This window comes from Aeromonas sp. TECH754, assembly GCF_056279295.1.
Genome location: NZ_JBWBRA010000001.1, coordinates 2,371,312 through 2,393,822 on the forward strand (window position 1 = coordinate 2,371,312; position 22,511 = coordinate 2,393,822).

The window sequence follows — 22,511 nt, forward strand, 5'->3', positions numbered from 1 at the left end:
GGGATGGCTGCAATCACCGCCCTCAGAGCCTGAATCCCGCCGACAAAAAAGCCGAACCAGCAGGTTCGGCTTTTTTATATGCGCAAGAGCCACAGGTTCGATTAGCCACGCAAGGGCGAAAAACGGACAACGCTAGTGTCAGTACGTCGCCAGGATCCGTTGTAGCAGGTGATTGAACCCGGCGGGATCTTCCGCGGGCCAGGCGTGATGGCCGGGCGGAGTGTGAATGCTGGCGTTGGGCAGGGCGGCGAACTGCTCCACCCGCTTGGCGAGCGGCAGATAATCCTGAGTGGTGGAGATGATGGCGACCGGCTGCGCTATCTGGCCGAGCCGGGCGCGGGCCGACCAGCCGGGCAAACCGGCGAGCAAGGCCCGATAGGTCTTCTTCTTGTTGCTCTGCACGAAGCGCAGCCGGAAGGTGCTGCGCACCTGGGCGAGCTCGGGGCCTGGGAAGAGTTCGCGCCCCAGCCACCAGGCGAGCGGGCGCATGCCGAACCAGCGCAGCCACTTGAGGCGCTGGGCATGGCGCTCCTGCTCCTTGGGGGTCTCCAGCAGGAATTCGCTGAAACCATTGACCAGCACCAAGCCGCGCACCTTGTACGGCAGTTGCAGGGCCAGCTCCAGCGCCACCATGGCCCCAAGGGAGAGTCCCACCACCCAGGCGGGCTCCGGCTGTTCATCGAGCCAGCGCGCCACGTCGCTGGCCAAGGTGGCGACGTCGAAGGGTCCCTCCTGCATGCTCTGGCCGTGGCCACGCAGATCCAGCGCCACCACCCGGTAGTGTTCACCGAAGCGCTCTATCTGCGCCTGCCAGTCGAGACTGGATGAGCCGAGCCCGTGCAGCAACACCAGCAGGGGGCCTTCTCCCGCGCTGCGCAGGGCCAGCCCGTGGGACTTCATTATCTGATTACGACGCACGGATCTCTTCCTCTGGACTCCTGTCTGCCTCTGCAGGCCCCTGGATACGCTCTTCTGCTGGCGGCTCGCCAGTCACCGCGAGTCCATCACCCCTCGCCCACCAGACTGACGGCCTTGATATAGGCGTAGAGTCGCTGCCCCGGCATGAGCGCGAGGCGGGCGGCGGAGCGGCTGGTGATCCGGGCCAGCAGTATCTGCTGCCCCAGCGCCAACTGCAACAGGGTTTGGCCCGGCCGCAACTCGCGCACCTCGAGCAAGCGAGTCTCGAGGCAGTTGGAGAGGCTGGAGTGTGCGATGGGTGCTATCGCTATCACCACATCCCGCCCCGCCACCTTGATTTGCAAGGGCTCCGTCTCATCGGGAGCATGCTCCATGGTGACCATCAGCAACTGCTCCCCGAGTTGCAGGCTCGCCATCTGTTCGGCGGCATCATAGTGAGCCAGCTTGGCCTCCAGCATGACACCGGCATCATCGCGACTGGCCAGGGAGAGATCGGTGCGGGCGAAGATCTCGCTCGGCCGGCCTTGCGCCTCCACTCGACCCTCGGCCAGCAGCACCAGCTGATCGCACAGCAGGCTCACCTCCTCCATGGCGTGACTGACGAAGATCATCGGCAGGCCACTCTCTCGCTGCAACCCCTTGAGCACGTGGGCCTGCTGGATGCGGCTGCGCCTGTCCAGCGCCGAGAAGGGCTCATCGAGCAGCAGCAAGTCCGGCTCCGCCAGCAGCGCCCGTCCCAGCGCCACCCGCTGACGTTGACCGCCGGAGAGAGCGTGGGCCGGCTGGCCCAGCAGCTCGGCGAAACCGAGCCGTGTGGCCAACTCCTCTGGCTGCCAGCGCCCCCTGCCCTTCTTGGCCGCCAACTGCAAGTTGGCAAGCACCGTCAGGTGGGGGAAGAGCCGCGAGTCCTGAAACACCAGCCCGATGCGGCGCTGCTCAGGCAACAGGCCGGCCATCTCCCGCGCTTGCCAGCACAGGCGATCGCTTGGCATACGGTCGAGCCCGGCCATGATCCGCAGCAGGGTGCTCTTGCCACAGCCAGAGGGACCAAACAGCCCGAGGATGCCGCCAAGGGGGAGCGCCAGATCGCAATCGAGTGCGAATCCGCCAAACTGGCGGTACACCTGCAACGAGAGGGTCATCACCGACTTTATCTCCATGGATTCAGGCCACTGACGGCATGGCCGAGGGTGGCAAGGTGCTGGCCACTATCTCTGCCACCCTCTTCGCCCGGGTTTCCGCCTTTTTAGCCTGAAGCAGACGCATCAGCAGCGCTTTTTTCGCCGATTTGCTGAGCGCCTCGCACCACTCAGCCGCACCGGGCCGGCCGGCAAACGCCTGCGCCAGATCGGCCGGGATGAGCAACGCCTCTACCTCGTCCAAGCTATTCCAGCTGCCGTTACCCTTGGCCAGTTCAATGACCCTGAGCCCCTCGGGGCTGATAAGGGAGTACGCAGCCAGCCTCGCGACCTTCGCCTTGTTGATGCTGGACCAGGTGCTGGCGGGTTTCCTCCGGCTGAACAACTGCATGTAACGATCCCCATCCAGGCTCTTCTTGGTGCTGTCTATCCAGCCAAAGCAGAGTGCTTCATCGACGGCCTGCGACCAGCTCAGCGAGGGCTTGTTCGATGCCTTCTTGTAGTAAATGAGCCAGACCTGCTCTCTTTCGAGGTGGTGTCGGTGCAGCCACTCCCGCCACTGTGCCTGACTGGCAGGACAGACTGTTTCGTACTGCTGTGATGCATTCTGCATTGCGATGAACATATCCTCTCGATGAAACTCGTCCTCAGCCAAACAGCCTCCGTTGCCTGCGCTGCAATACCCCGTAGACCAGCACCAGCATGACCAGAGAGAAGCCCATCAGGCCGCCGGCCAGGTAGTGGGCATTCTGGTAATCCATGGTTTCCACGTGATCGAACAGGGCGATGGAGAGCACCTGGGTCTCCCCCGGGATGTTGCCCCCTATCATCAGCACCACCCCGAATTCCCCCAGGGTGTGGGCGAAGCCCAGCACCGCCGCCATCACGAAACTCGGCAGCGTCATCGGCAAGATGATGTGGAAGAAGCGCTCAAGCGGTCCGAGCCCCAAGGTGGCGGCCGCCTCCAGCTCCTTGTTGCCCATGTTGACGAAGGCGGAGGTGAGCGGCTGCACCACGAAGGGCAGGGAGTAGATGATGGAGGCGAACAACAGGCCGAGGAAGCTGAAGGCGAGCGGTGCGCCAAAGGTCTCTCGCCACCAGGCACCAAAGCCGTAGGAGGGGGAGAAGGCGAGCAGCAGATAGAAGCCGAGCACGGTCGGCGGCAACACCAAAGGCAGCGCCACCAGAGCCTCCACTGCGGGTCTGAGCCTGTGCTGGCTGCGAGACAGCCACCAGGCGAGCGGCGGCGACAGCAGCAGGAGTATGCCGGTGGTGCTGGCGGCGAGCTTCAGGGTCAGCCAAACCGCGAGCAGATCCCCTTCGCTCATAGCGTCCCCTCTCGGGCTCGAATGAAAAATATGGCGCCATGATGGCTCAAAGGTAGCGTCAGGGTCAGGCGAAACGCCGTCAGCAGATCCTCGTCACTCATGGCAGGCGTCCCGGCTGGATTCAGACAACAGCATGGTTTGCATCCTTATCGTAAAGACTGGCCGGCCCAGGGGCCGGCCAGTCATCATGCAGGGTCAGCACTCATGCCGTCACTGCGGCAGGGCATAACCCGCAGCCTTGATCGCTTCCTGACCCGGGCCCTTCAACCAGGCCACCAGGGCATCGACCGCCTCGCCCTTCTTCAGGATCAGACCCTGCTGTTCGATGGCGGGATAGAAGGCGCTCGGCACGGCCCAAGCTTCGCCGGTCTTGCCCGCTTCCACCAGGTTGGCCCAGGCGACGAAGCCCAGCTCGGCGTTGCCGGTGTCCACGAACTGCCAGGTCTGGCCGATGTTGGTACCGGTCAGCAGGCGGTACTGCTTGGGATCGATCTTGAGGTGTGCCAGAGTCGCCATGGCGGCGGTGCCATAGGGAGCGGTTTTCGGGTTGGCGATGGCGAGGTTGCCCTTCCAGTCGTGCAAAGTGGCCTCATCAGGGGCCGGACCGCCCTTCTTCCACAGGCCCAGCTGGCCGATGGCATAGGTGAAGCGCTCACTGCCCCTGCCTTCCGCTTCCAGCTTTTGCGGGGTCTTCACATCGGCGGAGAGGAAGAGATCGAAGGGGGCACCGTGAGTGATTTGGGTGTAGAGCACGCCGCTCGCGGCGGAGGAGATGGCCAGGGTATGGCCGGTCTTGGCGGTGAAGTCCTTGCCGATACGCTCTATGGTGCCCTTGAAGTTGGCGGCCACGGCGACCTTGACCTCATCGGCCTGCACGGCGGTGGTGTGCAACGTCGCAGCGCAGACCCCCAGCATGACAACAGATAACAGCGGTTTCATTCCCTTACTCCTGGTTGCGGATCCCTCGTTGCCAGATCCTGTGACGGGTCTATTCCCCTGATTGCCAGCGGGCCGCGGCGGCGTTGTCGCTCTCCTTGGCCTCAACCCAGCGTTGAACCCCCTCGGCGGTCAGCTCCTTCTTCCAAAACGGCGCCCGGGTCTTCAAGAAATCCATGATGAAGTGGCAAGCCTCAAAAGCGGCATCTCGATGGGCGCTACTCACCGCCACCAGCACAATCTGATCGCCGAGCAGCAACTCGCCGATGCGGTGAATGAGAGTACATTCCTGCAGCGGCCAGCGGCTGCGCGCCTCGACGACAATATCGGCCAGCGCCTTCTCGGTCATGCCGGGGTAGTGCTCCAGCGCCAGTCCTTTGACCTGCGCCCCCTGATTGAAGTCGCGCACCTTGCCGACGAAGGTGACGATGGCACCGGTGTCGTGACGGGTGGCGAGCCGCTCGAACTCTTCTCCGAGGGAGAAATCGGCCCGCTGCACCAGAATGCGGTCGGCGGCGTCATTGCGCATCTCGTGAGACATGGCTTCAGCCTCCGGTTACGGGGGGGAAAAAGGCGATCTCGTCGCCATCGGCCAGCGCCGTGTCGAGGGGCACCAGGGTCTGGTTCACCGCCACCAACAGCTTGCCTGCCTCCAGCGCCAGCGCCCACTTGTCGCCGCGCGTACTCAGGGCCATTCGCAGCGCCTCGGCAGTCACGTACTCGCAGGGCAGGCTGAGCTCGTCGCAGCCGACCAACTCCCGCACTTGGGCAAAAAACAGTACCTTGATCATGCCTGCTCCCCCTTGCCTACATCCAACTGGAAGTGGCCGGACTTGCCGCCCCGCTTCTCCACCAGCCTGACTTGCTCGATCACCATGTCTTTTTGCACCGCCTTGCACATGTCGTAGATGGTGAGCGCCGCCACCGAGGCGGCGGTCAGGGCTTCCATCTCCACCCCGGTCTTGCCGGAGAGCTTGCAGAGGGTGCGGATGTGAACCCTATTGTGCTCGGGCTGAGGCTCGATCTCTACCTCCACCTTGGTGAGGGCAAGCGGATGGCAGAGCGGGATGAGATCGGCGGTCTTCTTGGCCGCCATGATGCCGGCGATGCGGGCGGTGGCGAACACGTCACCCTTGTGGTGCTGACCGTTCAGGATCAGCGCCAGGGTAGCGGGTGCCATGGTCACGAACGCCTCGGCGCGGGCTTCACGCTCGGTGGCCTGCTTGTCGGTCACGTCCACCATGTGGGCTTCGCCGCTCTGGTTGAGATGGGTCAGGTTCATCACTGTTCCCTTGCTTGAGGGCTGGCATGAATGGCGCGTGCTGACACGCGCCGCGATTCAAAGGTGGGAGACAAAGTTGCACGGTTTGGTGCGGGCGTCGAGCTGCTCCCGGATCAACTGCTCCCAGCCGAGCTGACAGGCGCCGGTGGAGCCCGGCAGGCAGAAGACGAGGGTGCGATTGGCCAGTCCGGCCAGCGCCCGGCTCTGCATCGCCGAGCCCTTGATCTCGGCAAAGGAGAGTTGACGGAACATCTCGCCAAAGCCCTGCACGGTACGCTCGAACAACACCCCCACCGCCTCGGGTACCCGGTTTTGCTCGTTGAAGCCGGTGCCGCCGTTGACCAGCACCACCTGCACGCCCTCGTCGGCGATCCAGTCGCTGACCTGGGCTCGCACCCGGAACAGGTTGTCGGCGCACAGCGCCCGATCGGCGAGTCGATGGCCGGCCTGGCTCAGGGCCGATACCAGATAGTCCCCCGAGCTGTCGTCGGCGGCGGAGCGGCTGTCGGAGACCGTCAGCACGGCGATCTTGAGGGGGATGAATTCGCTGTTTTTGGGTGCCATTGGACAATTCCTGTCAATCATTGACCACGAGAGGAGAAGAGATGAAACGCACTCGCTCGGCCAGATACCGCCCGTGCCAGGTTGGCTGAAGAGTGGGAAAAAAGGCGGGAGTCGCGTTGTCGCGCACGGATTCTACCAAAAGTTGTCGTACAGATGGAGTCAACGAGTCCATAAAGATGAAAAACCAGGGGGCCGGGTCTCCCCGACCCCCTGGTCATCGGCTTAAAACCCTTTCACACCCGTCATGTCAGGTAACTGGTGCGCTATGCCCTTGTGACAGTCGATGCAGGTATTGGCCCCGCTCGCCAGATTGGTGGAGTGCATCTGGGCGGCGCGACGCCCCTGCAAGGAGAAGTCCATGTATTCGAAGTTGTGGCAGTTGCGACACTCCCTCGAATCCGTGTCCTTCATGCGCTGCCACTCCCGCTCGGCCATCTCGCGGCGATGGGATTCGAACTTCTCGCGGGTATCCACCTTGCCGGTCAGCATGCCCCACAGCTCCTTGGAGGCCTGCACCTTGCGAATGATCTTGTAGGTCCACTCATGCGGCACGTGGCAATCCGGGCAGCTGGCGCGCACCCCGGAGCGGTTCGCATAGTGAATGGTGTCGCGGTATTCCACGAACACGTTGTCCTTCATCTCATGACAACCGGTACAGAACTTCTCGGTATTGGAGGCTTCCATGGCGGTGTTGAAGCCCCCCCAGAAGATGACCCCGCCGAAGAAGCCCATCATCAGCAGCACCCAGAGGGCGGCCTTGGAGGGGGACTTGAAGGTGGTCCACAGTCGCTGCACAAAACCAGGTAATTTCATCGATGGACTCCTCCGTTCAGGGCTTCATTCAAGGGGGACTTGAAGGTGTCCCGAAGGCACTGCAAAAAGCCGGGTAATTTCATCTATGGATCCCTCAGTTCAGTGCTTCTACGGGCTTGAAGGTATTCTCCACCAGCGGCTTGGCATCCGCTTGCGGCACGTGGCACTGCAGGCAGAAGTAGCGACGGGGAGAGACTTCACCCAGGGTCATGCCGTCACGGGTCTCGAAGTGAGTCGGGCTGATCTTGGGGGCCTTCATGCGGCTGGCATTCTTGAAGCTGTGGCAGGCCAGGCACTTGTTGACCTTGTTATCCACCTCGTAGTTGCGGATGTCATGGGGGATCAGCGGCGGCTGATGCATGTACTGTCGATCGTAGATGTCGCCATCCTTGCGATAGTTCTTCAGCGGGGCGGGATCGGCCTCGGTCACGAGATCCGTGCTTCCCCGCTCCGACTTGATGCCCCCCGTGCTGTTGGTTACCTCGGGGACTGCCGCCATCAAGGAACCCGCCATCAGGCAGGCCAGCATTGCTCCAATCAGCTTTTTCATTATTTGTTCTCCGACGTTTTCTCTGCCTTGACGGCAAAACCTACAGTGATTTCAAAAACTTGCTCCGCGCAGACATCGATGCAACGGCCGCAATTGGTGCACTCCTGAGCCGCAATCAAGGGCCCGTGACCGCGCCTGGCACCGTGAACCGGGCCGCGCAGTATGGGACGCTCGGGGCAGACCGCATAACAATCCATGCAGTTGCTGCAACGCTCACGCCCCCTGGCTGACATCTTGATAAATCCAACCCGGTTGATCAGGGCATAGAAGGCCCCCACCGGACAGAGGTGACCACACCAGCCCCGCTCCACCACGAAGAGGTCGAACAGAAACAGCGCCAGCAGCAGCCCCCAACCCGCCCCCATGCCAAACAGCAGACCACGCATGCCAAGAGAAACCGGATTGACCAGCTCCCACACCAGCACGCCCGTGAAGGCCGCGGCCACCAGCACCATGGCCAGCAACCAGTAGCGCGTGTGGCGGCTGAACTGGCCGTTGCCCTTGAGGCCGAGCCGAGCCCTTACCCAAGCGGCTGCATCGGTGACGAGGTTGATCGGACAGACCCAGGAGCAGAACACCCGTCCCCCGACCAGCCAGTACCCCAGCAGCACTATGGCCGCCCCGAGCCACAGGGTGGCGAGGGGCCAGTGGCCCGCCGCGACCGATTGCAGCAGGGTGAGCGGATCCGCCAGCGGCACCGTCTCCAGCAGCAGTGAGCTCGAGAGATTCCCCTTGAGGATCCAGAGATCCGCAAGCGGCCCCAGCAGGAACAAGCCCAGCACACCGAGCTGCGTCAGGCGGCGCAGCAGCAGGAAGCGGTGTGACCGCCACCAGCCGAGCCGCACACGGGCTTCCGCCCCCGGATAACGACTCATAACCCCTCCGGCTTGCGGGTAGGCAGGGTGAGTCGATCACCGATGAGGGATTTTCCCGCCCTTGCCTTCTCTTCCCAACCGAGCCGGTAGTGATGACCGAGCTCCCCCTTGGCGAGCCGATGGGGCACCACCTTGATGGCCGCCGTCTCCAGCACGCAGGCATGCTCGCACTTGCCACAACCGGTGCAGACATCGCTGTGCACCGTGGGCAGGAACATGGCGTGCTTGCCGGTGCGCGGGTTGCGTTGCAGCTCGAGGGTGATTGCCTTGTCAATCAGCGGGCAGACCCGATAACAGACATCGCAGCGCAGGCCCAGGTAGTTGAGGCAGGTCTCGTGATCGATGAGCACCGCCACCCCCATCCGCGCCTGATCGATGTCGGTCATGGCCGGGTCCAGCGCCCCGCTCGGGCAGGCCACGACACAAGGGATGTCCTCACACATCTCGCAGGGCACCGCGCGCGCCTCGAAGTAGGGCGTCCCCGTGGTCACGGGGTCAAGCAGCCTGGCAAGTTTCAGGGTGTCGTAGGGACAAGCCTCGACGCAGAGGCCGCAGCGCACGCAGGCGCCGAGAAACTCGGCCTCCGTCAGCGCCGCCGGCGGTCGCAGCACCTGGGCAGGCACGGCTTGCGCCTGCTGGCGCGCCAACCCGCCGAGCCCTGCGCCAAGCAGGCCCACACCACAGGCCCCCTTGGCGAGATCGGCCAGGAACTGGCGACGACTGCGACTCATCCCCCCTGCCCCGCCTTAGGCCTTCATGACCTTGACGGCGCACTTCTTGTAATCCGTCTCCTTGGAGAGCGGATCCGTGGCGTCCAGGGTCAGCTTGTTGACCAGCTGGCTCGCATCGAAGAAGGGCATGAACACCAGGCCTTTGGGCGGGCGGTTGCGGCCGCGGGTCTCGACGCGGGTCTTCACCTCACCGCGACGGGAGGCGACGATCACCTCTTCACCACGGCGCACACCACGAGCCTTGGCATCTTCCGGGTGCATGAACAGCACCGCATCCGGGAAGGCGCGATAGAGCTCGGGCACCCGGCGGGTCATGCTGCCTGTGTGCCAATGCTCCAGCACGCGACCGGTGGAGAGCCACATGTCGTATTCCTTGTCCGGCGACTCGGCGGCCGGCTCATAGGGCAGCGCGAAGATCACCGCCTTGCCGTCGGGCTTGCCGTAGAAACGCACGCCCTCGCCCGCTTTCACATAAGGATCGAAGCCTTCACGATAGCGCCACAGGGTCTCCTTGCCGTCCACTACCGGCCAGCGCAGACCGCGTGCCTCGTGATACTGATCAAACGGTGCCAGATCGTGGCCATGACCGCGGCCGAAGGTGGCGTATTCCTCGAACAGCCCCTTCTGCACGTAGAAGCCGAAGTGCTCGGCCTCGTCATTCAGCACGCCCTTGCTCTGCTCTGTCGGGAACTGATCGACCTGGCCGTTCTTGTAGAGCACCTCATACAGGGTCTTGCCCTTGAGCTCGGGCTGCTTGGCGATGAGCTCCGCCGGCCACACCTCTTCCACGGTGAAGCGCTTGGCAAATTCCATCAGCTGCCACAAGTCGGACTTGGCCCCTTCCGGCGCCTTGACCTGCTGGTGCCAGAACTGGGTACGGCGCTCGGCGTTGCCATAGGCACCCTCTTTCTCTACCCACATGGCGGTGGGCAGGATGAGATCGGCGGCTTGGGCGGTCACGGTCGGATACGGATCGGACACCACGATGAAGTTGGCCGGGTTGCGATAACCGGGCAGCCCTTCCTCGTTCATGTTGGGGCCAGCCTGCATGTTGTTGTTGCACATCACCCAGTAGGCGTTGAGCTTACCGTCTTTGAGCATGCGGCTTTGCAGCACGGCGTGATAGCCCACCTTGTCCGGAATGGTGCCTTCCGGCAGTTTCCAGATCTTCTCGGCGATGGCGCGGTGCTTGGGCTCGGTCACCACCATGTCGGCGGGCAGGCGATGAGCGAAGGTGCCCACTTCCCGGGCAGTGCCACAGGCGGACGGCTGGCCGGTGAGGGAGAAGGGACCGCTGCCCGGGGTGGAGATCTTGCCGGTCAGCAGGTGGATGTTGTAGCAGAGGTTGTTGGCCCAGACGCCACGGGTGTGCTGGTTGAAGCCCATGGTCCAGTAGGAGACCACCTTCTTGCTCGGATCGGCATAGAGCTGGGCCAGTTTTTCCAGTTTCTCCTTGGAGACACCGGATAACTTGGAGACCGATTCCACGTCGTAATCCGCCACGAATTTCGCGAAGTCATCGAAGCTCATGGGGGTGGATTCGCCGCTGTCCGGGTTCTTGGCTTGCTGCTGCAGCGGGTTGGTCGGACGCAGGCCGTAGCCGATGTCGGTGACGCCCAGGCGGAACTGGGTGTGCTTGTTGACGAACTCCCAGTTCACCTTGTCGTTCTGGATGATGTAGTTGGCGACGTAGTTGAGGATCGCCAAGTCGGTCTGCGGCGTGAACACCATGCCGTTGTCGGCGAGCTCGAAGCTGCGATGCTCGAAGGTAGAGAGCACGTGCACCTGCACGTCCGGATTAGAGAGGCGGCGATCGGACATCCGTGACCAGAGGATGGGGTGCATCTCGGCCATGTTGGAGCCCCACAGCACGAAGGCGTCGGCCTGCTCGATGTCGTCGTAGCACCCCATAGGCTCATCCATGCCGAAGGTGCGCATGAAACCGACCACGGCCGAGGCCATGCAGTGACGGGCGTTGGGATCCAGGTTGTTGGAGCGGAAGCCGGCCTTCATCAACTTGGAGGCGGCGTAACCTTCCCATATGGTCCACTGGCCGGAGCCGAACATGCCGACGGCGGTCGGGCCCTTCTCCTTGAGGGTGGCCTTGAACTTCTCGGCCATGATGTCGAACGCCTGATCCCAGCTGATGGGGGCGAAATCACCGTTCTTGTCGAACTTGCCGTTGGTCATACGCAGCAAGGGCTGGGTCAGCCGGTCCTGGCCGTACATGATCTTCGACAGGAAATAGCCCTTGATGCAGTTGAGGCCACGGTTGACCGGGGCATCGGGATCGCCCTGGGTCGCGACGACGCGGCCACCCTGAGAGCCCACCAGCACGGAGCAACCGGTGCCGCAGAAACGGCACGGCGCTTTATCCCAGGTGATGGCGGTCTTGTCGGTACTGGTGATCAGGTTCGCCGCCAGGGTGGGGGCGCTGACACCGGCCACGGCAGCGGCTGCCGCCACCGCGTTGGCCTTCATAAAGTCGCGTCGACTCAGCTTCATGGCATATCCTCACTTTGCTTATCGCGTAAGTTGTCGAGTGTATCGATCTGGTAGTAGCTCAGGCCGGTGAACAACACACCCGGCATCACTTGTATCGCATCACTGGCCGCCATCATGATGAATCCCGCTGGCTCAGCCTCATGACGCGTCATTCCTTGTTATTGCCCATCGAATTCGTCGAACTGGTGGTAGATCAGGGCGGCGGACAGCACCCCCGGCATCGCATTAATGGCGTCAATGGCATCCATGATGGGCCGCTGGCTCGGCCCCTCCAGGGTCACCACCAGCTTGCCTTCGTCGCTGACGGCGTGGATCTCGGCCCCCTCGAGGGCGGCGATCTGCTCGGCGAGCCGGTGACGTTGTGGGGGCTGGGTCAGCACCACCAGGCTAGATACGTGGAACTCTTCTTGCTTCATATTATTTTCCAACTTGCTCATCGCTTGCTTCCTGTCGGCGCGTCGTCATGGCGCACTCCGATCCGGATGCTGCCCACCGGACAATCCGCGACGCAGGCGCCGCAGCCATTGCACTGTTCGCTATCAACGCTGGGGGTAGGGACTCGCCCCAGCTGGGGGGAAAAACGGATCGCCAGCCGCTCGCAGCTGTCCTGGCAACGCTGGCAGAAGACCTGGGCACCGGCCAGGCAGCCCGCTTCGATATGGGCCACATACTCCCACGGCGTCTCGGTGGTCGGCCGAAATATCGGCGCCAGGCAGGCGGTGACACAGTCGGTGCAGAAGGTGCACTCGCCGCGCAGGAAATCCACCGTCGGAAAGCCGCCGTCGCCCTTGACCAGGATCTGTTCGGGGCAGGCCACCAGACAGTCACCACAGCGGGTGCAATCGGCCACAAAATCGGCCCAGGAGACGGACCAGGGCAGTTGCAGCTTGGGTTCGCTCGGGCTCAGTCGTCCTCGAAACAGACTGCGGCGTGACAGGTTGACCCCATCCGGCATATCGACTCCTTTTTTTCAGGGACAAAACGCGAGCGTGAATACAGTGACTGGTATTTTCAATACCAATTAGAAGCGTGGGTGTATATTGCGACTCTGACAAGTCCAGTGATATACCACTAGGGAGATAAACAGGGGGGATTCTTGCGCTGGATCAAACCCTTGGCGCAATAAGCCGCAATCGGGGCAAACCAAATTACCCCTATGGGAGGATTGCTTATTAATCGGTGGCTATTTTTGTGCGGGAGATCAACATTTCAGCCACCGATGGAGGCGAGATGAGGCGTCATGCCGGCGTTACCGTCGTGCAGGCGATGCGTGGCGGCCTTGCCGATGAGGGCATGGCGGATCCGCTGCTGCAACTCCTCCTGCTGGACGTCGGACCCCAGCAAGTCGCGCAGCTCCACTCCGTTGTCGCCGAACAGGCACAGATGCAGCTTGCCCACCGAGGAGACCCGCAGCCGGTTGCAATCGGCGCAGAAATCCTTGCTGTAGGGCATGATGAGCCCCACTCCCCCCTGCGACTCAGTATGCATGAACACCTGGGCCGGGCCGTCATCTGCTCCGCGCAGTTGCTGAACCCAGCCATTGCCGAGCAGCTGTCGCTTGATGAGTTCACCGCTGGTGTGATGATCGCGAAACAGGCTGTCCATCTCGCCGGTCTGCATCAACTCGATGAAACGCAGCTCGATGGGTTTGTGCCTGATCCAGGCCAGAAACGCACCCAGCTGATGATCGTTGAGCCCCTTGAGCAGCACCGCATTGATCTTCACCGACTTGAAGCCGGCAGCCAGCGCCGCCTCGATGCCCTCCATCACCTCCGCCAGCTTGTTCTCGCCGGTGATCTGGTGAAACTGGCGGGGATCCAGGCTGTCGACACTGACATTGAGGGCGGTGAGGCCCGCATCGAACCACTCCTGTGCCCGCTCTTTGAGGCGATAACCATTGGTAGTCATGGCCACCTTCTCGATCCCAGGCGTTTTGGCCACGGTCTCGATGATGGCGGTGAAATCACGGCGCAGGGAAGGCTCGCCGCCGGTCAGGCGCACCTTGCGGGTGCCCATAGCGGCAAAGCCGGACACGATGCGCCGGATCTCCTCCAGGGAGAGAAACGACTTGCGCCCCTCGTTTCCTGCCGGGGGATGATAGCCATCGGGCAGGCAATAGGTGCAACGAAAATTGCACACGTCGGTGACCGACAGGCGCAAATAGTAAAAACGACGGGAAAAACCATCTTCAAGTGGCAACATAAACACCTTTCCAAATACGGGAGGCCAGGGCATTTCTTTCCTGACCCTTACAGCTCGGCTGTTGACGATCGACAACCGGCTGACGGCTGTTTTCCCCTATCTCAAGGACTTAGGCAAAACAGCTCGGAGTTCATCTAGTTTTTCGATGCTAGCACAAGTTGGAGTACACTCCCATGCTACTTTGTGGGGTTATTGTCTGATTCGAGGGAATCCAATCGGTATGGGAAAGTGGTTCAAAGTGCACTCGGTCAGCAGCGCCATCGGCCGCTCCATGGTGCTCATCCTGTTCATGGCTAGCCTGATCGCATTGGTAGCCATGGTCACCCTGTTCTATTCGGTACCCGATGCCAAGGCCATCAATCTGTCGGGATCCCTGCGGATGCAGGCCTATCGCATGGCCTACGAAATAGAGAAGGATCAGGTCGTGCTCGGGCGGCTCGCCCAGTTCGAGCAGACCCTGCACGCCCGTGAGTTGCAAGAGACCCAGCGCTGGATCACCCCCGCCTCCCTGCGCCGCACCTATGGCGAGGTGCTGCTGCAATGGCAGGTGATGCGCGAGCACATCGAGAATGCCACCCCCAGACGTTATACCGACAACACCGAGCAATTTGTCGCCGCCATCGATGACTTCGTCAACCAGATGCAGTATCACGTCGAGTTCAAGGTACGCATGCTGGCTCTGGCAGAGGGGCTGGGCCTGCTCTCCATCATCACCATCGCCTGGTTCACGGTGCGCTTCACTCGCCAGCAGGTGGTCGCCCCACTCAATCAGCTGGTCTATTGTGCCCGCCAGATCCAGCGCCAGGAGTTCGATTTAACCCTGCCCCCCCATTGTGACAACGAGCTGGGGGAGCTGTCGGGGGCTTTTGCCACCATGGCTGACGAGCTCGGCAAGCTCTATCGGGAGCTCGGCAGCAAGGTCGAGGAGAAGACGGCCAAGCTGCAACAGGCCAACGACACTCTCTCTTTCCTCTATTCCACCGCCCAGAAGCTGCATGCTGCGCCACTGAGTCGACGCACCCTGCAAAAATTGCTGGAGCGGGCCGCAGCCCATCAGCACATCGATTACATCCGGCTGACGCGCTTCGAACACAACGCCATGCCGGTCTACATTACGGGGCGCAAGGGCTGGCCCGGCGATCTGGATACGGTGGTGAGCTTCTATCTGCAGATGGATGATCAGGAGTACGGGCGGCTCGACATGATCAGTGATCACCCCATCGACGAACGTCTGATGAAGAACTTCTCCATGCTGCTGGCGCAGGTCCTGCACAAGGATCAGACCCTGCTGCAACACCAGCGCTTGCTGCTGATGGAGGAGCGGGCCGTCATCGCCCGCGAGCTGCACGACTCGTTGGCTCAGGCGCTCTCCTACCTCAAGATCCAGTCCACCCTGCTCAAGCGCTCCGTCGCCAGGGGCGATCATGGCAAGGCGCAGGCCGCCATGCAGCAGATCGACGAGGGCCTCAGCAATGCCTACACCCAATTGCGCGAGCTGCTCGGCACCTTCCGCCTCAGCATAGGCGATGCCAATCTGGGGGAAGCCATCGCCGTCATGCTGGAGCAGCTCAAACCCCAGACCGGTGCCGAGATAAGGCTTCAATACGGCCTGTCTGATACCGATCTCGAGGCCGGCCAGCACATCCACATCCTGCAGCTAATCCGTGAGGCAGTGCTCAATGCCATCAAACATGCAGGCGCACGGCTGATTGAGGTTAGCTGTGAGACCCTCGCTGATGGTAACATCCAGGTTCAGATTTCAGATGATGGTGTCGGAATTGGGAGCGCGAGCTCCGCGGTCAATCACTACGGTCTTAGCATCATGAACGAGCGCTCCAGCAAGTTGCACGGTCAGTTGGCCATCAGTGAGCTGCCGTCAGGAGGCACCCGTGTACACCTGACCTTTCCCACCAGCCTAACAAGAGACGCCTGATGGACGAGATGAAATATAGTGTTCTGGTCGTGGATGACCATCCCCTCATGCGCAAAGGGATTGTGCAACTGCTGGAGTTGGAAGATAACCTCGAGGTGATAGGTGAGGCCTCCAACGGGACTGATGCCGTGGCCATGGCCAAGGAGTCCGAACCGGATCTTATTCTGCTCGATCTCAACATGAAGGGCCTGTCCGGTCTCGATACTCTCAAGGCACTGCGGGCCGAAGAGGTCACCTCCCGAGTGGTGATCCTGACCGTCTCCGATGCCCGCCAGGACGTGGTCGCCCTGCTCAAGGCCGGCGCCGACGGTTACCTGCTCAAGGACACCGAGCCGGATATGTTGCTGGGCCAGCTGGCCGATGTCATGACCGGCAAGCAGATCCTGAGCGAGCCGCTGCGCCCCTATCTGGAAAACATCTACGAGCTGGATCACCTGCAGCAGAAACTCGAGAGCCTGACCCGGCGCGAGATGCAGATCCTGCGCGAGATTGCCAAGGGCTTGTCCAACAAGCAGGTCGCCTCCGTGCTGCATATCTCCGAAGGAACCGTCAAGGTTCACGTCAAGAGCCTGCTCAAGAAGCTCGAGGCCCAGAGCCGGGTAGAAGCCGCCGTCATGTACCTGGAGCAGCGCAACTAAGCACGCGTCAGGCATCACTCGACAAGCTGTATCAATCCCCATATCAGGCCCCGTCACCTCGGGGCCTTTTGCTGGATGTCGCACCAGAACCCCTTCCCTCGATGAGCCCAATACCGGGGCACATGAAATAATTCCACCTCGCCACATCTTACTGAGTTATTGCATTATTATTTTCAGGCGACCACGGATGGAGAAGGGGCGACATGACGACCACACAGATCGAATTGGTACAAAAGGCATGGGGCAAGGTCACCGCATTGAATCACAGCTATGTGCGGGAGGTGTATGAGGAGCTGTTCCGACTGTCACCGGAATTGATCGACCTCTTTCCCGATCCTGCAGGAATGCCGGTCGCCAAGGTATCGGAGACCCTCAACACGGTGATCACCAGCCTGGAGCAGCTGGATGCCCTGGGTTTCATCATCAGGGATCTCGGTCGCAGGCATCAAAAATTCAAGGTGGAGCCACACCAGTTCGCGCTGCTGAAGCAGGCGTTGACGACTGTGCTGGCGCGGCGCTTGGGGGAGAGTTTCACACCTGAACTGGCTGACGCCTGGTCGCAGATGTATGACGAGATCTCGGCCCTGATGTTGGAAGGGTTGAATCAGCGCACCACATCACTCGCTTGACCCATCTTGACCATAGCTCCGGAGGGGTCCTCCCCTAACCAGACGGATAATGCATGTCAGGCATTTTGCGGGGAGTCGATGTGCAATATGCAAATGATGCCCCATTCTGCAGATGGGGCATGTTCGAGCCCCTTTAAACTCACCTGTATCCCACCACGAGTCATCTTGAAGCCAATATTTACTTAATTAATAACCAGTTGATTTTTAAATAAAATTAAAATTAATTCCTTCTTGATGGTCTCGATGGGCCGATTTTTCCATCCTCTGGCACAGTCACTGCATTGTCATATTCAGATGCGACTTATTCGGAGGATGGAACATGAAACTTCAACCCTTGGCACTGTTCCCCTTACCCTCACACATACTGCCAGGCGGGAAACTCCCCCTGCGCCTGTTCGAGCCACGCCACCTGCAGATGCTCAAGGAATCGTTCATCGATGATCGGGGCTTTGGCATCGTCATGGAGGAATCGACCAGCACGGGCACGTGCGGGCGGATCCTGCCGGTCGGCACGCGGGTCAAGGTAACGGATTTTTATACCCTCAACGATGGCCTGCTCGGGGTCACTGTGCTCGGCCTGGAACGATTCTCCATCCACGAAATGGAAACGGACGAGACAGGTTTGCGTCACGCCCAAGTAGAAACGCTGCCCAATTGGCCGAGCGCCCACTCGGACTTCAGCGACAAGCAGCTGGTCAGCAGATTAAGGGAGGTGTTTGAGCAATATCCTGAACTGGATGAGCTCTACCCGGACAAGCAGTTTGACGATGCGGCCTGGCTCTGCCAACGCTGGCTCGAGATCCTGCCCATGCCGATCTATGAAAAACAGATGTTGATTGCCAAACAAAACAGTGAAGCGGCGCGCCAGTTTCTGCGCCGACTGATCGCACAGTGAGTCACCAAGCGTTTTGCAAAATGCGAAAATTCTTACAATGATAAATAATAATTAGCATTTTGCAACGAGCTGGCAGAATAAATAGCGCATAGCTCAGCTGCAAGCCGCAATAACAGGTTCTGAAAAGTTGGCACGGTTTTTTCATATATGACCGTACAACCCGATTTATCCCGTGCTCTCTTCAGTATTTGCTGAAGAATTGGTCAACCACCAGGTTGACCATTTTTTTATCCAAAATCCGCTCAGCTTGTCCTGCAATGACGTAACAGGCAGTTGCGCAGGCGGACCAGACTGATGGGCTTGGCCAGAAAATCATCCATCCCCTGTTCCAGGCAACGCGCCCTGTCCTCCGTCATCGCATTGGCCGTCAAGGCCACTATCGGCACCTCGCACCCCATCTCGCGCAAGCGCCGGGTCGCCTCTAACCCATCCATCTGTGGCATCCGCATGTCCATCAGTATGAGATCGGGTCGTCGCTCACTGACCTGTGCCAGCGCTTCCAGGCCGTTGGCCGCCAGCCGCACCCGACACACCAGTTTCTGCAGCATGAGCGACACCACCAGCTGATTGACCGGACTGTCCTCCACCACCAACACGTCCAGATCCAGCATAGAGACGCCATCGCTAACCGGGCTGGCAAGATCGGCGCAAGGCGCCGCCATGCCGGGCAACTCGAACCAGAAGCAACTGCCTTGCCCCTGGCGACTTTGCAGGCAGATCTCGCCCCCCATCAGTTGCACCAGCCGCCGGCTGATGGCAAGCCCAAGCCCGGAGCCGGAGAAGCGGCGAGTGGCCGAGCTGTCGACCTGATAGAAGGGCTCGAACAGCAAGGCCTGATCCTCGGGCGAGATGCCTATCCCGGTGTCGCTCACAGAGACCCTCAGCCGTTCATCCTGCCACCCCAGCACGAGTCGCACCTGACCGGCGGCGGTGAACTTCACCGCGTTGCCAAGCAGGTTGCCGATCACCTGAGATAGCCGGACTGCGTCACCCCGCAACTGATCCGGCAAGGCCTCATCCAGTTGCCAATGCAAGCGAATGCCCTTGGCACGCGCCTGCTCCTGCAAGGGCTCCACCAAGGCTTGGCACAGCCGGGCGGGTTGGAACGGTTCGCAGTGCAGTGCCAGGGTGTGAGATTCGATCTTCGAGAAGTCGAGCACATCATCGATGATGGTTTGCAGCAGATGTGCCGAGTGGGTGGCATGGCCGAGCAGGGCCTGCTGCGGCGTCTCGAGCCGCCCATACTGCAGCAGATCCAGCATCCCCAGCACCGCATTCATGGGGGAGCGGATCTCATGGGTCATCATGGCCAGAAACTGCGACTTGGCGCGGTTGGCCGTCTCGGCCTCGTCTCGCGCTCGTGCCAGCTCCTGTTCCCGACGGATCTGGTTGCCTATCTCCCGGGCCGTGCCGCGATAGCCGATAAAGGCGCCGCTGACATCGAAGCAAGGCTCGGCGTTGATCTCCATCCAGCAAGGGCCGCTGGCCAGCGTCACCCGCGCACGTATCGCCCGCACGGGTTGATAGCGAGCGATTAGGTGCCGGTACTTGCACCACTCGGGGTCCTGCTTGTCATGGGCAAAGTCATGAAGGCTGCGCCCGGTCTGGCGAATGAGCACCTCCCCCTGATAGCCAGGGGCAGACACATAGGTGAGTCGGTGCTCGGGATCCGTCTCCCAGAACCAGTCGGATGCCATGGCGGCGAAACTGCGAAAACGCTGTTCACTGGCCTGCAGGGCGAGGGTCTTGAGATCGACCTGCTCTTGCAGGCGAGCCCGATAGGCGATATTGACCAGCGCCTGGGAGATAAGGGGACGGCAGCGCTGCATCGCCGCCTTGCTCTTGAGATCGAAGGTACCCGCCACACCATGGCGGCAGATGAGGACACCGGAGAAACCGGGCGCCTGCAGACCCGTCATCATGACGCTGGCCCAGCCTGCGGTGCCCGCCAGCGGGGCGAGCTCCGGCAACTGGGTCGGATCATAGATGACCAGAGTTTCTCCTGCGATGGCGCGGGAGAAGAGAGGCGTCAGCGACCAGGGTCGCCCCACCTCCTCGGATTGGGTGCTGAGATGGGTGTTGCCGCTCGCAGCCCCCCAGGCCACCACATCCGCCTGCTCGAAACCGATGAAGGGCTTGAGCGCCTGGATCAGGCTGTCCAGCACCTGCTCCAGGCTCTGGGCATCGGCCAGGGTCGCCACCCCACACAGCAAGGCTTGCGACTCCTGGCGATATTTGGCCTCCCGCTCCCGGCAACGCACCAGCTCCACCAGCGTGGTTTGCAGTTTGTCACCCAGCGCTTCGAGTTCGCTATTGCCTATCATCTTGTGTTCAACACCCTATCAGCTATCGAGGAAGATGACGCTCGACACCATGAGATTGCCATGGGCCAGCTCACCATGGGGCAATCGTCCTTGCTCGCCGAAGGTAAAGGGGGTAATGAAGGGGATCTCCCCCAACCGGTCACGAAACTGGTCGACGACATCGTTCAGCCCCTCTCCCAGTGCCAGCCGACAGCCGGCACAGAAGACCACCAGCGCCCCGAACGGTTGCACCTTGCCCACCATGCCATATTCGGGCTCGATCCGCACCGCATTCAGGCTGCGCTGCAGCAAGCCTTCCTGACTGCTGTACATCAGTTGCAAGCGCTCCCCCAGCCGGGTTTCGGTAAACAGGCGCAGCCCTTCCCGCGCGGTCACGGCCTCGGGATGAGAGAGCTTGTGATAAGGCATGTCATCGAGCATCCCCACCTGACGGGCCAGCGGGGAGAGGGTGGTCTCCCTCAGGATGGGGCCCACCCGCCAGGGCGCCTTGCGCCCGGTCCAGCGAGCATAAACCCGCGCCGCCGGCTCGTGGTCGATGGTCAGCACCTCGCGTCCATCCAGCGCGGTAATGATGCCATGCTGCTCGGTGGGCACATAACCGGAGTGAAACTGAAAGGCCAACTGGCAATCCGGATAGAGCACCGCCAGCACGCAGCCCTGCTGGCCCTCCCCCTCGCTCCAGCACAACTGCCAGTCGCCGGTGACCGCATCATCCGCAGCCGAGCCGCCGACGACGGGAACCGTCGTGCCGAACTCCGCCTCGATCCCAGCCAGCATGGCCTCTTCCAGCCCAGGGCTGGTATGCAGCAAAATGAGTTGTGGCAGCTCACCCGGGCGGCCGCCATTGGCGATGGCACTGCGCAGCAGTTGACGCACATCCGGTGCCTCACCGAGCTGGCCCGCCACACCGTAGCCGCCTTTGTCATCATAGAGTGCGGCTACGGCCAGGCTCCAGCCAAGCCGGGCATGGTGGCCAGCCTCGGTCAGGATCCCGCCGCAGGAGCTGCACCCCATCAGGCGAGCCTCGGGAAAGCGGGTCTTGAGCGCATGACGCAGTACCGCTGCATCGTGAGCTTGGGTAAAATAGACCAGCAACAACGTAGGAGAGCGAGGTGATTGAGCGAGCAGCCGTTCAGCTATCTGTTGGGCGGCCAGCAATGTCGTCTCTGCAAGAGAGTGAGCCGTCAGGAAGTTCAACACCATCTCCTCGTGGTATGTGATGCTGCTAGCAAGCAAAAATCATACCCTTATCAAACAATTACCAGCTGCGTTGACTAGAATGGTACGCACTGGCCCCCCACAGGATGACCGCATGCGGCAGAAAAACATCACTCACTTTGACCGGGTCGTCGCCATCGGCGGTGGGCATGGCATGGGTCGGGTGCTCTCTTCCCTCTCGTTTTTAGGGTCCCGGCTGACCGGTATCGTCACCACCACGGATGACGGTGGCTCGACCGGGCGCCTGCGCCAGAGTCAGGAGTGCATTGCCTGGGGAGATCTGCGCAACTGCCTCAATCAGCTGGTGACCGATCCCGGCATCGGCAGCTTGCTGTTCGAATACCGCTTCACGGGACGTGGCGAGCTGGCGGGCCACAACCTCGGCAACCTGATGCTGCTGGCTCTCGACAATCTCTGTGTCCGGCCGCTGGATGCCATCCGGCTCATCAGCGACATGCTGAAGATAGAGCCCCAGCTACTGCCCATGTCCGAACATCCCACCGATCTGTGTGCCCATACCCTGTGCGGCGACCAGATCCTGGGGGAAGTCTCCATCGACAGGCTCACCACGCCCCCCCGCGCCTTGAGCTTGAAGCCGGCGGTGCCGGCAACCCGGGAGGCCGTCGAGGCCCTGACCCACGCCGACATCATCATTCTGGGGCCAGGCAGTTTTCTCACCTCCGTCATGCCCCCCCTGCTGCTCTGCGACATCGCCGAGGCCATCCGCAACAGCGGGGCCATCGTCGTCTTCATCGGCAATCTGGTCGCAGAAGAGGGGCCCGCCGGTCAGCTGACGCTGCTTAACCAGTATCGCTGGCTGGAGGAGAAGATTGGCAGCGGTCGGGTCGATGCCATCCTGGCCCCCGAAGGCCCCACCGTGCCCGAGCTGGCCCATTGCCTCATCCAGGCCAGTCTGGGTGAGGCGGCCCTTCCCCATCGACACGATCGCCTCAAACTCAGGCAGGCGCTGGACAAGGTGATCCAGAGCTGGCACCTCGCCCATGACAAGGCGGGGTAAACCCGCTCACACC

Annotated in this window: 24 protein-coding genes and 1 riboswitch; of the genes, 5 read left to right on the top strand and 19 right to left on the bottom strand. The window is 61.5% G+C overall.

The genetic code is table 11. From position 1 onward, the window contains the following. Positions 1 to 138 precede the first annotated feature (138 nt). From ACZ9IL_RS10430 to moaA, 17 genes are all read right to left on the bottom strand, one after another. Complete coding sequence (locus ACZ9IL_RS10430; RefSeq protein ID WP_476003453.1) at positions 139 to 918, bottom strand: alpha/beta fold hydrolase; 780 nt, start codon at positions 916 to 918, stop codon at positions 139 to 141. An 86-nt stretch (positions 919 to 1,004) separates the two neighbouring features. Beyond that, the gene (gene modC / locus ACZ9IL_RS10435; protein WP_476005341.1) at positions 1,005 to 2,060 is read right to left on the bottom strand and encodes a molybdenum ABC transporter ATP-binding protein; all 1,056 of its coding nucleotides are present in this window, start codon (positions 2,058 to 2,060) and stop codon (positions 1,005 to 1,007) included. A gap of 22 nt (positions 2,061 to 2,082) precedes the next feature. Next, the gene (locus ACZ9IL_RS10440; protein WP_476003454.1) at positions 2,083 to 2,712 is read right to left on the bottom strand and encodes a YdeI/OmpD-associated family protein; all 630 of its coding nucleotides are present in this window, start codon (positions 2,710 to 2,712) and stop codon (positions 2,083 to 2,085) included. Then, positions 2,705 to 3,385, bottom strand: a complete 681-nt coding sequence (gene modB, locus ACZ9IL_RS10445; protein WP_476003455.1) for a molybdate ABC transporter permease subunit — start codon at positions 3,383 to 3,385, stop codon at positions 2,705 to 2,707. Before modB ends, ACZ9IL_RS10440 begins: the two co-directional genes overlap by 8 nt. A gap of 210 nt (positions 3,386 to 3,595) precedes the next feature. Then, positions 3,596 to 4,324 carry a molybdate ABC transporter substrate-binding protein gene (modA, locus tag ACZ9IL_RS10450; RefSeq protein ID WP_476003456.1) on the bottom strand — a complete coding sequence of 243 codons (729 nt, stop codon included), beginning with the start codon at positions 4,322 to 4,324 and terminating at the stop codon, positions 3,596 to 3,598. Between the two features lie 49 nt (positions 4,325 to 4,373). Beyond that, a complete protein-coding gene (gene moaE / locus ACZ9IL_RS10455; RefSeq protein ID WP_476003457.1) occupies positions 4,374 to 4,862 on the bottom strand; it encodes a molybdopterin synthase catalytic subunit MoaE in 489 nt (162 codons plus the stop codon). Between the two features lie 4 nt (positions 4,863 to 4,866). Continuing rightward, the gene (moaD, locus tag ACZ9IL_RS10460; RefSeq protein ID WP_476003458.1) at positions 4,867 to 5,112 is read right to left on the bottom strand and encodes a molybdopterin synthase sulfur carrier subunit; all 246 of its coding nucleotides are present in this window, start codon (positions 5,110 to 5,112) and stop codon (positions 4,867 to 4,869) included. Continuing rightward, entirely contained in the window at positions 5,109 to 5,603 is a 495-nt protein-coding gene (moaC, locus tag ACZ9IL_RS10465) for a cyclic pyranopterin monophosphate synthase MoaC (RefSeq protein WP_476003459.1), read from the bottom strand. The genes moaD and moaC overlap by 4 nt, the downstream gene beginning before the upstream one ends. 57 nt (positions 5,604 to 5,660) lie before the next feature. Continuing rightward, a complete protein-coding gene (gene moaB, locus ACZ9IL_RS10470) occupies positions 5,661 to 6,167 on the bottom strand; it encodes a molybdenum cofactor biosynthesis protein B (protein ID WP_476003460.1) in 507 nt (168 codons plus the stop codon). A 222-nt stretch (positions 6,168 to 6,389) separates the two neighbouring features. After that, positions 6,390 to 6,980: a cytochrome c3 family protein gene (locus ACZ9IL_RS10475; RefSeq protein WP_476003461.1), complete on the bottom strand. Its 591-nt coding sequence runs from the start codon at positions 6,978 to 6,980 to the stop codon at positions 6,390 to 6,392. Positions 6,981 to 7,074: 94 nt separating this feature from the next. After that, positions 7,075 to 7,530 carry a nitrate reductase cytochrome c-type subunit gene (locus ACZ9IL_RS10480; RefSeq protein ID WP_476003462.1) on the bottom strand — a complete coding sequence of 152 codons (456 nt, stop codon included), beginning with the start codon at positions 7,528 to 7,530 and terminating at the stop codon, positions 7,075 to 7,077. Next, the gene (gene napH, locus ACZ9IL_RS10485; RefSeq protein ID WP_476003463.1) at positions 7,530 to 8,405 is read right to left on the bottom strand and encodes a quinol dehydrogenase ferredoxin subunit NapH; all 876 of its coding nucleotides are present in this window, start codon (positions 8,403 to 8,405) and stop codon (positions 7,530 to 7,532) included. Before napH ends, ACZ9IL_RS10480 begins: the two co-directional genes overlap by 1 nt. Beyond that, positions 8,402 to 9,136: a ferredoxin-type protein NapG gene (gene napG / locus ACZ9IL_RS10490; RefSeq protein ID WP_476003464.1), complete on the bottom strand. Its 735-nt coding sequence runs from the start codon at positions 9,134 to 9,136 to the stop codon at positions 8,402 to 8,404. The genes napH and napG overlap by 4 nt, the downstream gene beginning before the upstream one ends. 15 nt (positions 9,137 to 9,151) lie before the next feature. Beyond that, positions 9,152 to 11,641 carry a nitrate reductase catalytic subunit NapA gene (napA, locus tag ACZ9IL_RS10495; protein WP_476003465.1) on the bottom strand — a complete coding sequence of 830 codons (2,490 nt, stop codon included), beginning with the start codon at positions 11,639 to 11,641 and terminating at the stop codon, positions 9,152 to 9,154. Positions 11,642 to 11,799: 158 nt separating this feature from the next. Then, positions 11,800 to 12,078, bottom strand: a complete 279-nt coding sequence (locus tag ACZ9IL_RS10500) for a chaperone NapD (RefSeq protein WP_476003466.1) — start codon at positions 12,076 to 12,078, stop codon at positions 11,800 to 11,802. Continuing rightward, positions 12,075 to 12,596 carry a ferredoxin-type protein NapF gene (napF, locus tag ACZ9IL_RS10505; RefSeq protein WP_476003467.1) on the bottom strand — a complete coding sequence of 174 codons (522 nt, stop codon included), beginning with the start codon at positions 12,594 to 12,596 and terminating at the stop codon, positions 12,075 to 12,077. Before napF ends, ACZ9IL_RS10500 begins: the two co-directional genes overlap by 4 nt. 254 nt (positions 12,597 to 12,850) lie before the next feature. Continuing rightward, positions 12,851 to 13,843 (bottom strand): GTP 3',8-cyclase MoaA, encoded by a 993-nt coding sequence (gene moaA, locus ACZ9IL_RS10510; RefSeq protein ID WP_476003468.1) that lies wholly within the window; start codon positions 13,841 to 13,843, stop codon positions 12,851 to 12,853. Next, positions 13,831 to 13,984: riboswitch (molybdenum cofactor riboswitch) on the bottom strand. (Overlaps the previous gene by 13 nt.) Before the next feature lie 79 nt (positions 13,985 to 14,063). On the opposite strand from moaA, the gene narQ reads away from it, so the two are divergent. The 4 genes from narQ (at position 14,064) to ACZ9IL_RS10530 (ending at position 17,938) form a co-directional block, all read left to right on the top strand. After that, the gene (gene narQ, locus ACZ9IL_RS10515; protein WP_476003469.1) at positions 14,064 to 15,776 is read left to right on the top strand and encodes a nitrate/nitrite two-component system sensor histidine kinase NarQ; all 1,713 of its coding nucleotides are present in this window, start codon (positions 14,064 to 14,066) and stop codon (positions 15,774 to 15,776) included. After that, positions 15,776 to 16,414: a two-component system response regulator NarL gene (narL, locus tag ACZ9IL_RS10520; RefSeq protein ID WP_033129359.1), complete on the top strand. Its 639-nt coding sequence runs from the start codon at positions 15,776 to 15,778 to the stop codon at positions 16,412 to 16,414. The genes narQ and narL overlap by 1 nt, the downstream gene beginning before the upstream one ends. 203 nt (positions 16,415 to 16,617) lie before the next feature. Beyond that, positions 16,618 to 17,043 carry a globin domain-containing protein gene (locus ACZ9IL_RS10525; RefSeq protein WP_476003470.1) on the top strand — a complete coding sequence of 142 codons (426 nt, stop codon included), beginning with the start codon at positions 16,618 to 16,620 and terminating at the stop codon, positions 17,041 to 17,043. 319 nt (positions 17,044 to 17,362) lie between these two features. Continuing rightward, positions 17,363 to 17,938: an LON peptidase substrate-binding domain-containing protein gene (locus ACZ9IL_RS10530; protein WP_476003471.1), complete on the top strand. Its 576-nt coding sequence runs from the start codon at positions 17,363 to 17,365 to the stop codon at positions 17,936 to 17,938. 242 nt (positions 17,939 to 18,180) lie between these two features. Here ACZ9IL_RS10530 and ACZ9IL_RS10535 read toward each other — a convergent pair whose 3' ends face one another. After that, entirely contained in the window at positions 18,181 to 20,262 is a 2,082-nt protein-coding gene (locus ACZ9IL_RS10535) for a PAS domain-containing hybrid sensor histidine kinase/response regulator (RefSeq protein WP_476003472.1), read from the bottom strand. Positions 20,263 to 20,280: 18 nt separating this feature from the next. Further along, entirely contained in the window at positions 20,281 to 21,465 is a 1,185-nt protein-coding gene (locus ACZ9IL_RS10540) for an FIST signal transduction protein (protein WP_476003473.1), read from the bottom strand. A 109-nt stretch (positions 21,466 to 21,574) separates the two neighbouring features. Between ACZ9IL_RS10540 and ACZ9IL_RS10545 the strand changes: the two genes are divergently transcribed. Next, positions 21,575 to 22,498, top strand: coding sequence for a gluconeogenesis factor YvcK family protein (locus ACZ9IL_RS10545; RefSeq protein ID WP_476003474.1), 924 nt, complete (start codon positions 21,575 to 21,577; stop codon positions 22,496 to 22,498). Positions 22,499 to 22,511 lie beyond the last annotated feature (13 nt).